General features: G+C 61.4%; 15 protein-coding genes. 8 read left to right on the top strand and 7 right to left on the bottom strand.

Annotation, left to right across the window (positions count from 1 at the left end):
• Together QZ638_RS19490 and QZ638_RS19485 are read left to right on the top strand one after the other, a co-directional pair.
• Positions 1-345, top strand: a 345-nt coding sequence (locus tag QZ638_RS19490; protein ID WP_295813561.1) for a MerR family transcriptional regulator, incomplete at its 5' end; no start/stop codon positions are given.
• Positions 335-781, top strand: a complete 447-nt coding sequence (locus tag QZ638_RS19485) for a carboxymuconolactone decarboxylase family protein (protein ID WP_366936263.1) — start codon at positions 335-337, stop codon at positions 779-781. The genes QZ638_RS19490 and QZ638_RS19485, both read left to right, overlap by 11 nt.
• Before the next feature lie 61 nt (positions 782-842).
• Here QZ638_RS19485 and QZ638_RS19480 read toward each other — a convergent pair whose 3' ends face one another.
• Positions 843-1229 (bottom strand): YciI family protein, encoded by a 387-nt coding sequence (locus QZ638_RS19480; RefSeq protein WP_295813560.1) that lies wholly within the window; start codon positions 1227-1229, stop codon positions 843-845.
• Positions 1230-1382: 153 nt separating this feature from the next.
• Here QZ638_RS19480 and QZ638_RS19475 point away from each other — a divergent pair, with 153 nt between their 5' ends.
• The gene (locus QZ638_RS19475; RefSeq protein ID WP_366936262.1) at positions 1383-2129 is read left to right on the top strand and encodes a DUF899 domain-containing protein; all 747 of its coding nucleotides are present in this window, start codon (positions 1383-1385) and stop codon (positions 2127-2129) included.
• A 71-nt stretch (positions 2130-2200) separates the two neighbouring features.
• Here the strand turns inward: QZ638_RS19475 and QZ638_RS19470 are convergent, their stop codons facing one another.
• Both QZ638_RS19470 and QZ638_RS19465 read right to left on the bottom strand, forming a co-directional pair.
• Positions 2201-3103, bottom strand: coding sequence for a DMT family transporter (locus tag QZ638_RS19470; RefSeq protein WP_295813558.1), 903 nt, complete (start codon positions 3101-3103; stop codon positions 2201-2203).
• A gap of 72 nt (positions 3104-3175) precedes the next feature.
• Entirely contained in the window at positions 3176-3565 is a 390-nt protein-coding gene (locus QZ638_RS19465) for a hypothetical protein (RefSeq protein ID WP_295813557.1), read from the bottom strand.
• Positions 3566-3687: 122 nt separating this feature from the next.
• Here QZ638_RS19465 and QZ638_RS19460 point away from each other — a divergent pair, with 122 nt between their 5' ends.
• The gene (locus tag QZ638_RS19460) at positions 3688-4389 is read left to right on the top strand and encodes a pyrimidine 5'-nucleotidase (RefSeq protein ID WP_295813556.1); all 702 of its coding nucleotides are present in this window, start codon (positions 3688-3690) and stop codon (positions 4387-4389) included.
• Positions 4390-4437: 48 nt separating this feature from the next.
• Here the strand turns inward: QZ638_RS19460 and QZ638_RS19455 are convergent, their stop codons facing one another.
• The 3 genes from QZ638_RS19455 to QZ638_RS19445 are packed head-to-tail and all read right to left on the bottom strand — an operon-like array spanning position 4438 to position 6349.
• Entirely contained in the window at positions 4438-4989 is a 552-nt protein-coding gene (locus QZ638_RS19455; protein ID WP_295813555.1) for a copper chaperone PCu(A)C, read from the bottom strand.
• A gap of 55 nt (positions 4990-5044) precedes the next feature.
• The gene (locus QZ638_RS19450; RefSeq protein ID WP_295813554.1) at positions 5045-5449 is read right to left on the bottom strand and encodes a hypothetical protein; all 405 of its coding nucleotides are present in this window, start codon (positions 5447-5449) and stop codon (positions 5045-5047) included.
• Positions 5450-5509: 60 nt separating this feature from the next.
• On the bottom strand, positions 5510-6349 hold the full coding sequence (locus QZ638_RS19445; protein WP_295813553.1) for an LOG family protein: 840 nt from the start codon (positions 6347-6349) through the stop codon (positions 5510-5512).
• 145 nt (positions 6350-6494) lie between these two features.
• Between QZ638_RS19445 and dapD the strand changes: the two genes are divergently transcribed.
• The 4 genes from dapD (at position 6495) to QZ638_RS19425 (ending at position 9587) form a co-directional block, all read left to right on the top strand.
• Positions 6495-7349, top strand: a complete 855-nt coding sequence (gene dapD / locus QZ638_RS19440; RefSeq protein ID WP_295813552.1) for a 2,3,4,5-tetrahydropyridine-2,6-dicarboxylate N-succinyltransferase — start codon at positions 6495-6497, stop codon at positions 7347-7349.
• 20 nt (positions 7350-7369) lie between these two features.
• Positions 7370-7741, top strand: a complete 372-nt coding sequence (locus QZ638_RS19435; RefSeq protein ID WP_295813551.1) for a DUF805 domain-containing protein — start codon at positions 7370-7372, stop codon at positions 7739-7741.
• A gap of 62 nt (positions 7742-7803) precedes the next feature.
• Positions 7804-8991 (top strand): succinyl-diaminopimelate desuccinylase, encoded by a 1188-nt coding sequence (gene dapE, locus QZ638_RS19430; RefSeq protein ID WP_295813550.1) that lies wholly within the window; start codon positions 7804-7806, stop codon positions 8989-8991.
• Positions 8992-8993: 2 nt separating this feature from the next.
• A complete protein-coding gene (locus QZ638_RS19425) occupies positions 8994-9587 on the top strand; it encodes a transporter (RefSeq protein ID WP_295813549.1) in 594 nt (197 codons plus the stop codon).
• 36 nt (positions 9588-9623) lie between these two features.
• Here QZ638_RS19425 and QZ638_RS19420 read toward each other — a convergent pair.
• Positions 9624-10433 (bottom strand): MFS transporter (locus QZ638_RS19420; protein ID WP_295813548.1); only part of this gene is annotated, 810 nt, incomplete at its 5' end.

Below are 10433 nucleotides of genomic sequence, written 5' to 3'. Positions count from 1 at the left end.
CGCTATTACGAAAAGCGCGGCCTCATCGATCCGCCATGGCGGCAGGGCGGGCGGCGCGCCTATGACGACGGCATCCTCACCTGGCTCCACTTTATCAGGATGCTCAAGGCCACCGGCATGCCGCTCGCCGACATCGAAACCTATGCGCGGCTGCGCCGCCAGGGAGACCGTAGTTCGGCCGCGCGTCGCGAGATGCTGGAGCATCAGCGTGCGATGGTTCTGGCGAAGATCGCCGAACTTCGGGAATGCGTCGATCTGCTCGACTACAAGATCATGAACTACGCCGAAATCGAGGCGCGCCATCGTGCCGAGGACGGCAGAAAGGTGACATCCCGTGACGATTGATACGAACGCCGAGACCGAGGGCGCGCCCTCCGCGCTGGAAAAGGGGCGCGCGATTGCCGCAAAGCTCAATCCCGATCTCGAAGGAATCCTTGCCGAGCGCTACGACAGGGCTCTGCCGGGCTTTGCGAAGACTCTTATCGAAGGCGCCTATGGGCACTTTTACGCGCGCGAGGGGCTGGATCTTAAGACGCGCCAGCTTGCCACGGTTGCTGCCCTGACCGCGCTTGGCGGGCAGACCGCGCCCCAACTCAAGGTCAATGTCGAGCACGCATTGGCGGCCGGCGCAAACGAGCGCGAGATTCTCGAGGTGATCCTTCAGATGGCCGCCTATGGCGGCTGGCCTGCCGCCATCAACGGTCTCAATGCGGCGCTGGAGTTTTTCGGCGAGCGTGCACAATCGGCCAGCGCTTCCGCCGCGGCGGCGAAGGCCTCGTGAAAGGCTTCCTTCGCCGCGATAGGCCGTCTCGACGGTGGCCCCCTTCGCCGGGCGGTGCCCGTCACGGTTTCACATCCGTGGCGGACCGGTGGAGAAATCGACAACCGGCCGGACCTCGAGCGAGCCGATGCGCGCCAGCGGATGACCGCTCGCCACCCGCGCCGCCTTGTTGAGATCGCGGCCTCGATGATGACGATTCCCCCGGCATGTCCTTGGTTTCCATGAACGGGCCGTCGACGGTGGACATCTTGCCCTCGCGCCCCTGGACGGTCATGGCGTTCTCCGGAATTTCGAGCGCCTCGGCGGAAACGAAATAGCCGCTTTCCTTGAACTTCTTGTCGTAGCCGGCGCATTCAGAAAGGGCCGCGCTGGCCTCCGGCCTGCTGCCGAACAGTTTCTTCGGGTCGTAATAGATGAGGCATGATCCGCTTCCTTCTATCGCTTGCACACGACTAATTGTTCGCGGCCCCGCTGCACCTCGGCCATGGCGGTCTCGATTTTCATGATTTCTGTTGCCATAGAAAATGGAGGCGTTGACTGACTTTATTAAACCGTATGGTTGACATTTATCAGATGAGAAAGATATTCAACCATATGGTTTATGGAATGCTGCTTGTATCGAGGATCAGGCGGCAACGTGAAAAGGGTATGGTTCAAAATGTTGCCTGAGATCGTTTCTATGAGCGAGTGGCTGTCCGCGCTTCAAAAGCAAGTCGACAGGGAGAAAGCCTTCACCCGCGCGCGCGATGAACTGAACGCGCAACGACGCCGGTTGCCGATGGCGAAGATCGACAAGCGGTATTCATTCGAAGGGCCGGAGGGATCGGTTGGCCTTGTCGACCTGTTTGGCGGACGTCGACAGCTGATCGTCTACCATTTCATGTTCGCACCGGAATGGCAGGCCGGTTGCGACGGTTGTTCCTGGGTTGTCGACGCGATGACCCATCCCGCGCATCTCAATGCACGCGACACCTCAATCGTGTTGATATCCCGTGCGTCGCTCGACAAATTGCGGGGATATCAGGAACGCATGGGGTGGAAGCATCCCGGTTGGTATTCCTCGGGCGGTAGCGATTTCAATAGCGACATGGGCGTGACACTGAGCGATCCGGACGAACCGGCCAAGATGAGTGAGCGCCACGGCGTCAGCGTGTTCCTGCGCGATGGCGACTCCATTTATCGCACCTATTTCAATGGCGGGCGCGGCATCGAGTATCTCGGCAGTCTCTGGACCTATCTCGACCTGACACCGTATGGCCGACAGGAATTGTGGGAAGATTCGCCTGCCGGATGGCCACAGACCGAGCCCTATGTCTGGAATCGGCGGCATGACGAATACGAAACCTAATGCCGTGGTTTTGAAATTCGTTCGATACTCGATCGCGGTCTCGCGATGAATGTCAAATCTGAAACCCACACTTAAAGCAGAACCAGCAGCAGGATACCGGCCACGATCAGCAGGCATCCGGCCACTTCCGTGCGGTTGATATGCTCGCGGAAGAAAAAGACGGAGGAGGCGAAGGTGAAGATCATCTCGATCTGCGCCAGCGCCTTCACCACCGCCGCCTGTTGCAGCGTCATGGCCGTGAACCAGCCGAGCGAGGCGGCAGCGCCGACAAAACCGACGAACAGCGAAGGCTTCCACGCTTTTGCGATGTTGCCCACTTCCGCACGGTCGCGCCACAACATCCAGGCCAGCATGATGACGGTCTGGAAAGTGATCGTGACGGCAAGCGTCGTGGTGGCCTGCATCAGATAGTTGGGTCCGCCAAGCGAAAGCGAGGCCCCGCGATAGGCGACCGCCGTCACGCCGAAGAGCGTGCCGGAGGCGAGGCCGATCAGTGCCGTCGGGCTGACGAGCGAGCGGAACAGATTGCCCCAGCTCATCGGCACGCGGGCGACCGAGATAAGCATCACGCCGATCACCGTCACGGCAATCGCGACAAGCGCGCCCAAGCCGGCCACTTCGCCGAGCAGGACGAGGCCAAAGATGGCGGCCTGAGCCGGCTCGGTGCGGGAATAGGCGGTGCCGACCGCAAAATTGCGGAAGGAAAACAGGTAGATCAGCAGAAACTGCGCCGAAATCTGTCCCAGCCCGCCAAGTAGTGTCCAGGCCAGAAACGTCCCATGGAACCTGGGAAAGTCGTAACCGGCGGCGAAATGCAGTGTCAGCCAAAGAAACAGCACGAAAGGCATGCCGAAGCCGAAGCGTACAAAGGTCGCTCCGGTCGTGCCCATGACGCCCTTGAGATGCTTCTGCCCGACGGATCGCAGGTTTTGCAGGAAGGCTGCGGCGATGGTGATGGGAATCCACAATTCCATGCCACGCCTTTTGCAATTCGCACGTCAAATGCGCAAGGGAGCAGGGAAAGGAAAGTGGTATACCAGTTCGGGCTACCGTAATGGCGATGTGCGTTCGGCGTCGGCCGGGTAGTGCAGGCAAGGATCGAGGCTCACATGGTCGGCGTCGATCTCGTTCAAAGTTCCGCTGAGCACGACGCTGTCGCCAACCTCATAATCATTGATTTCGTAGGTCACGCACAGCACTTCCGGGTCGGGTGCCTCGCAGGCGAGCATATAGCCCAGCGTGCCGTCATGCTCGACCGCGCGCAGTTCTCCGACGACATCTATGGTGATCCATTCCTCCTCCTGCGCCCCGAGCGTTGAAAGCTTGTCGCGCAATTGTGCGCAGGTTGCCTCGAAACTCGGTTCGGGCTGGGCGTGTAGAACAGTTGCCCAAAGGAGCGCGGAGAGGGCGGGGCAGAAACGGAAGAGGCGACGCATGAGAGAATTTTTCCAAGCTTGCGGAAGTGACGACACTTCCCGTGCATCGTGGCCATTGTAAGAAACGGGAAAACCCGTTTGGCCGATTGCGCCGCGCCGGTCGGCTCTGTCATAACGCAAACATGAAAAACCAGCCCGCACCCGACCGTTTCACTCATGTCACCGACTGGGTGTTCGACCTCGACAACACGCTGTATCCGCATCACAGCAACCTGTTCTCGCAGATCGATGTGAAGATGACGGCCTATGTGTCCGAACTCCTCCAGATGGACCGCGACGAGGCCAGAACGCTCCAGAAACGGCTCTACAAGGACCATGGAACGACGCTCAACGGCCTGATGCAGCGCTACGACATCGATCCGGACGATTTTCTCGAAAAGGTCCACGACATCGATTATTCGTGGATCGATCCCGATCCAAAGCTTGGCGAGGCGATCCGCGCCCTTCCGGGCCGCAAGTTCATCTTCACCAATGGCGATCGCGGTCATGCCGAACGCGCGGCGCGCCAGCTCGGCGTACTCGACCATTTCGACGATATTTTCGACATCGTGGCCGCCGATCTTTTGCCGAAACCGGCAGCCGCCACTTATGACCGCTTTCTCGCCTTGCATCGGGTGGTTGGCGAAAAGGCGGTCATGTTCGAAGACCTCGCACGCAATCTGGCCGTGCCGAAGAAGCTCGGCATGACCACGGTTCTGGTGGTGCCGCACAATTTCGAGCCGACCTTCTCGGAAATATGGGAGCAGGATCCAAACGAGGAGGACGACGTCGACTTCGTCACCGACAATCTTGCTGACTTCCTCAAAACGGTTACGGCGGTATAGCGTTTTGCCGGACGCGCAAATGCGCGTCCGGCATCGTCGGGACGACGGTCAGTGATCGTGGCCGGAGTGGGACATGCCGCCGCGGGCCGGTCCCGCCTTCAGTTCGAGATCGACCTTTCCAGCCCTCTCGAATTCCAGCGTGACCGGCACCGTCTCGCCTTCCTGAAAACCTTTTTCCACCTGCATGAACATGATGTGGAGGCCGCCCGGCTCAAGCGTTACCGTCTCGCCGGCTGGAATGGCGAGGCCGCCCTCTACCGGGCGCATCACCATCACGTCGTTGTTCATCTCCATCGTGTGCACCTCGACCTTGCCCGCGCGGGGCGAGGCCAACGACACCAGGGTGTCGTCGTCTGTGCCGGTGTTTTCGATCACGAGATAGCCGCCACCAGCCGGCTGGCCGGGCAGCATCGCCCGCGCCCACGGGTCGCGGATTCTCAGGTCGCCGGCCTGGATCGCGTGCGCGGCGTGCTTCATTTCGCCGGACTGATTTTCAGTCGTCTCCGAGGCGCCGTGATGCCCGTGCGTGCCTTCGGCACTGGCGTGGACAATGAAAAGCGGCAATGCGGCAGCGGCCGCGATAAGGATGTTTGAGCGCATGATTCTGCCTTTTACGTCTGAGTTTTGGAATGCCTGGAAATCCGGGCCGAAACGATCAGGTGAAGACAGGGGGTGCGCGTATGGAGGGCGGTGTATCGCTGGTGGGCGTTGTCCAGAATTGTTCGCCCCATGGGCGCAGAACGGTGCCGTCCCGCGCCCATGCCGGGGGAGCCAGAACGGGGAGCTGCGGCGTCGCCGGCGAAAACTGGAAACCGCACGCATGACCGCTCAGGCAAAGCGGACATTCGGTCTTGCGAGCACCCTCGCGGCTGCTGTCGGGGGCCTTGCCAATTCCGTAAGTCGTGCAGATGACAAAGCCATAGGACACCGGCGCGGCCACAGCCACCGCCAGCGGCTGCAACAATCCCATGAGCAGTGAAAGAAAGCCTACGGCAGCGAACAGTCTCGCTTCATGGCGCAGGCTGTCAAACCAGCTCGTGTTTCGTCGGCACGCCTTCATCTGCGAATGCCTAGCCGAATACGCTCGGTCCCGCCAGTGCCAAGGGCTGCGGCATGACGGCTAGAGTTCGTAGAACTCGGCGATCTTTGCCCACGCATCCTCTGCGGTGTCGACGAAGGTGATCAACTCGTCGTCGCCGGGTGAGATCGTTCCCTGTTCGGCCAGAAACGCCAGGTCGATCGCGCCTTCCCAGAAATCCTTGCCGAACAGCACCACCGGCACGCGCTCCATGCGCCCCGTCTGGATCAGCGTTAGCGTCTCGAACAGTTCGTCCATGGTGCCGAAGCCGCCGGGGAAAACGGCAACCGCCTTCGCCCGCATCATGAAATGCATCTTGCGGATGGCGAAATAGTGGAAGTTGAAGCAGAGTTCCGGCGTCACGTAGAGGTTCGGTGCCTGCTCGTGCGGCAGCACGATGTTGAGGCCGATGGAGGGCGCGCCGCAATCCGCCGCGCCGCGATTGCCGGCTTCCATCACGCCGGGGCCGCCGCCCGTCACCACCACATATTCGCGGTAATAGGACTTGGCCGATTCTTCAGAGCAAAGCCGTGCGAATTTGCGCGCTTCCTGATAGTAGCGGCTGTTCTTTTCCAGATTCTTCTTCTGCGTCTCGTTCTTGGCCGCCCAGGCTTCACCGCCGGGTTCGGGCAGACGCGCGCCACCGAACAGGATCACCGTCGAGCGGATCCCGCGTTCGGCAAGTGCCATTTCCGGCTTCAGCAATTCCAGTTGCAGGCGCACCGGGCGCAGTTCGCGCCGGGTCATAAAGTCTTCGTCGTCCCAGGCGAGCCGATAGGTTTCCGCGCGCGTCTGCGGCGTGTCGGGCACCTGCCGTGCGCGGCGCAAATCCTCGTCGGAATGCGGCAGGGGAGTCCAGCCGTTCTCGTCTTTTGAGTCCATGATCCTCAATCCGTCTTTCGGCGCGTTTACCGCGCGATCCCGAGATTGACCCTTAACGGCGCTTCGCATAGTTTCCGCGCCGACCCGGGTCCTTCTCCCAAACTATGGCTGAGCCCTTAACAGCTTGTTCAATGGAGCCGCAAGCATGACGAATACGGATGTCGCCGCGCTGGAAACGACAATCGAAAAGGCATTTGACGAGCGCGACGGCGTTTCGACCGACACACGCGGAGAGATTCGCGATGCGGTGGAAGCTTCGCTCCATCTGCTCGACAGCGGCAAGGCGCGCGTCGCCGAGCGCCAGGAGGACGGCTCCTGGAAAGTGAACCAGTGGCTCAAGAAAGCGGTGCTTCTGTCGTTCCGGCTGAACCCGATGCAGGTCATCAAGGGCGGACCGGGCGATGCCGTCTGGTGGGACAAGGTGGCCTCCAAGTTCGATGGCTGGAGCGCCAACGAGTTCGAAAAGGCCGGTTTTCGCGCCGTGCCCAATGCCGTCGTGCGCCATTCGGCCTATGTGGCTCCCGGCGTCGTTCTGATGCCGTCCTTCGTCAATCTCGGTGCCTATGTCGGCGAGGGCGCCATGGTCGACACCTGGGCGACCGTCGGTTCCTGCGCTCAGATCGGCAAGAATGTGCACCTTTCAGGCGGTGTCGGCATTGGCGGCGTTCTGGAGCCCATGCAGGCCGGTCCCACCATCATCGAGGATCATTGCTTCATCGGCGCGCGCTCGGAAGTGGTCGAGGGCTGCATCGTGCGTGAGGGTTCGGTGCTCGGCATGGGCGTCTATATCGGCAAGTCGACCAAGATCGTCGACCGTGCCACGGGCGAAATCTTCTACGGCGAGGTGCCGCCCTATTCGGTGGTTGTGGCCGGCACTATGCCAGGCAAGCCCATGGGCAATGGCGAACCGGGCCCGGGCCTCTACTGCGCCGTGATCGTCAAGCGCGTCGATGAGAAGACGCGCTCCAAGACGTCGATTAACGAACTCCTGCGCGACTGACAGACTGGCGGAGCGGCGCTATGCCCAAGGGACAGATCACCTGGCTGTTTTTCGGATTTTCCGGACGGGTCAGCCGCGCCGCCTTTTTCCTGGCGGGCTTGCTCCTGGCGGTGCTGCAGGCGTTCGCGCTCTATCGCTTCACCCTGGCGCCGGAAGGCAGCGGCGCCAGCGGCATGTGGGCTCTGTTGTTCTGGGGCCTTTTCTTCATCTCCGTTTTCTCGTCGGTGGCGCTGGGCGTCAAGCGTCTGCACGATTTCGGAAAGCCGGGCATCTTCGCCGTTTCGCTGTTCATCCCCATGGTGTCGATCATCGCGTTCGTCGTGCTCTGCGTCTATCCCGGCGACGAGGGCGCAAACGAGTATGGCGAGCGGACCAACGCACCGAAGCGATAGGCGAAATGCGAATGCGTCTTGCCGCGTGACAGCCGCGCCTTGTTGGATTATCCCTCTCACCCATGACACTGCCGACCGATCCCGCCGCGAATCTCGCCGAGCTAATCCGCTGTCCTTCCGTCACTCCGGCCGAAGGCCGGGCCCTTTCCGTGCTTCAGGGCATGCTGAAAGCGCTGGACTGTACGGTCGAGCGTCCGGTCTTTTCCGAAGAGGGCACGCCGGATATCGAAAATCTCTACGGCAAGCTTGCCGGTAACGGTCGGCATCTGATGTTCGCCGGCCACACGGATGTTGTGCCGCCGGGCGACGAGAGCGCATGGAAGCATCCGCCCTTCGCCGCCGAGATCGCCGATGGCCAGATGTACGGGCGCGGCGCGGTGGACATGAAGGGCGGCATCGCATGTTTCGTGGCCGCGCTCGCACGTTATGTGCAGACGCATGGGCGACCGAAAGGCTCGGTCTCGTTTCTCATCACCGGCGACGAGGAAGGACCCGCTCTCAACGGCACGATCAAACTTCTGGAATGGGCTGCCGCGCGCGGCGAAAAGTGGGATGCGTCGATCGTCGGCGAACCGACCAATCCCGAAACACTCGGCGATATGATCAAGATCGGCCGGCGCGGATCGCTCACCGGCCGCATCACCGTCAACGGACGGCAGGGCCATGTGGCCTATCCGCATCGTGCCGACAATCCGGTGCCGGGCCTTCTGCAACTCCTTGAAGCGCTTGTCGAAAAGCCATTCGATGAAGGCACTGCCGACTTCCAGCTCAGCAATCTGGAGGTGACGACGGTGGATGTGGGCAACCCCGCCACCAACGTCATCCCGGCGAAGGCGATGGCGGTTTTCAACATCCGCTTCAACGACACCTGGAACGCGGAAAGCCTGCAAGCCGAGATCCACAATCGGCTGGATCGCGCCGCCCAAGCGAACCGGTTGCGCAAGGGGACTGACCACGCGGTCGATTTCGATATCGAATGGCCCGGGCGGCCGAGCCCGGTGTTCCTGACGCGCGACGACAGGCTGGTCGAAACGCTTTCGGCCTCGGTCGAGACGGTCGTGGGCGCCCGTCCCGGGCTTTCCACCTCCGGCGGAACCTCGGATGCGCGTTTCATCAAGGATTACTGCCCGGTGGTGGAATTCGGCCTGGTCGGGCAGACCATGCACATGGTCGACGAACGCGTTGCACTCGACGATTTGGAAACGTTGACGCGGATCTATCTGCGTTTTCTCGAAGACTGGTTTGCCTGACGATGCCGTCATTCGCCGAGATCCAGCAATATTTTGCCGGCGTTTGGCGCATGATGATGGGGCGTTCGGACGGGATGCGCCTGCTCGATCTGTCGGCCGACGGTTTCTGGAACTCCTTCTTCGCCATTCTCGTGGCCTTTCCGCCCATGGTGGTGGGCTGGGTTACCATCGCCAACGAGCTGGCGGGTGGAGAAGTGTTCGCTTTCCGGTTTTCGCTTTTCACGCGACTGATGTTCACAGATCTGGCGACCTGGGTTTTGCCCTATGCCATTCTGGCGCTCGCCGCGCGCCCGGCCGGTGTCGCCGACCGTTTCGTCCATTATGTGGTGGCCAACAACTGGGCGTCGGCGCTGTTCGCCTGGGTCACCTTGCCGCCCATGCTCATACGGCTCTTTCTGCCGGAGGCCGCCGACCTCGCGAACCTGATAACTTTCCTGATCTTCCTCTGTACGATGGTCTTGTCCTGGCGGCTGACCAACGCCGCGATCGACAAGGGGCCTGCAATCGCCACCGCCGTGTTTGCCGCCATGTTCGCGGCATCGCTTGGTGTTCTGTTTACGGCCGAGGGTCTGCTGGGGTTATCGCGGGCAGGTTAGAGTCAGGCTGGCTCTAGTAATGTGACCGCACACCGCTCAACGTGCGGCCGCGCACGCCGACACGAGCGTCAGGAGGGCCGCGGCCGCGGCCGTAACCGCAAGCCCGAACCCGGCATAGATCAGCCCGAAAGCCAGGGTGCCGGAAAAAGCGGCGATATAGGTGGTGGCACTGTTGAGCCCCATGATCGCCCCGCGTCTCGCAGGTGCGATCGCGCTCAATCGAACGATCAGCATATTGAGACCGAGATGGTTGGCAAGGCCCCAGACGAAAGCCACGCCAAGCAAGATCGCAAAGTTGTGTGAGCCCCAGACCATCAGAAGATAGATCGCCGCTACAAGCGCGAAGACGAATGGCAGGAGATTGCGCACACCGAGACGTTGGACCGGCCGGTCGAGCAAAACCGCCCCGCCGAAGCCCAGGCCATAGACGAGTGTCAGCAGCCCGTTGGCGCTCACCGGCTTGCCGAGCGTGCTGGCGAGATGATCGCCGATATAGGCATAAACGCCGTAGAACGACGCCATGAACGTGCCGCAGGCCAGGAGAAGCGGGAGAAGGCCCGGTGTGCGAAGCGCGGCGAGCGGCGCCATGGCCGGTTCTTCGGACGGCACGTCGCGGCGTCCATTGGAAGCCAGGACCAGAAAGGCGGCGATGGCTAAAACGCAGACTGCAGCAAACACGGCGCGCCAATGAAGAATGTCCGCCAGCACCGCCGAGAGAGAAACACCGGCGATAAGACTGAGCGTCCAACCCGTCAGCACGATGCCAACGGTTTCGCTCTCGCGCCCGGTCGGTGCCACCGTGGCCGCATTGGTGTAGATCGCGGGCAGGGCGAGGCCTGCGGCAAG

The sequence above is a fragment of the uncultured Nitratireductor sp. genome, from assembly GCF_913053745.1.
Taxonomy (GTDB): domain Bacteria; phylum Pseudomonadota; class Alphaproteobacteria; order Rhizobiales; family Rhizobiaceae; genus Nitratireductor.
The sequence above is the reverse complement of the archived record's forward strand: the minus strand, read 5'-3'. Positions and strand labels throughout refer to the sequence as shown.

Excerpts from the sequence above, each read along its gene's own strand:
- QZ638_RS19475 (WP_366936262.1), top strand. The coding sequence starts at position 1,383 with ATGGAATGCTGCTTGTATCGAGGATCAGGCGGCAACGTGAAAAGGGTA.
- QZ638_RS19470 (WP_295813558.1), bottom strand. The coding sequence starts at position 3,103 with ATGGAATTGTGGATTCCCATCACCATCGCCGCAGCCTTCCTGCAAAAC.
- QZ638_RS19445 (WP_295813553.1), bottom strand. The coding sequence starts at position 6,349 with ATGGACTCAAAAGACGAGAACGGCTGGACTCCCCTGCCGCATTCCGAC.
- dapE (WP_295813550.1), top strand. The coding sequence starts at position 7,804 with ATGACACTGCCGACCGATCCCGCCGCGAATCTCGCCGAGCTAATCCGC.
- QZ638_RS19435 (WP_295813551.1), top strand. The coding sequence starts at position 7,370 with ATGCCCAAGGGACAGATCACCTGGCTGTTTTTCGGATTTTCCGGACGG.
- QZ638_RS19425 (WP_295813549.1), top strand. The coding sequence starts at position 8,994 with ATGCCGTCATTCGCCGAGATCCAGCAATATTTTGCCGGCGTTTGGCGC.
- dapD (WP_295813552.1), top strand. The coding sequence starts at position 6,495 with ATGACGAATACGGATGTCGCCGCGCTGGAAACGACAATCGAAAAGGCA.
- QZ638_RS19455 (WP_295813555.1), bottom strand. The coding sequence starts at position 4,989 with ATGCGCTCAAACATCCTTATCGCGGCCGCTGCCGCATTGCCGCTTTTC.
- QZ638_RS19450 (WP_295813554.1), bottom strand. The coding sequence starts at position 5,449 with ATGAAGGCGTGCCGACGAAACACGAGCTGGTTTGACAGCCTGCGCCAT.
- QZ638_RS19465 (WP_295813557.1), bottom strand. The coding sequence starts at position 3,565 with ATGCGTCGCCTCTTCCGTTTCTGCCCCGCCCTCTCCGCGCTCCTTTGG.
- QZ638_RS19460 (WP_295813556.1), top strand. The coding sequence starts at position 3,688 with ATGAAAAACCAGCCCGCACCCGACCGTTTCACTCATGTCACCGACTGG.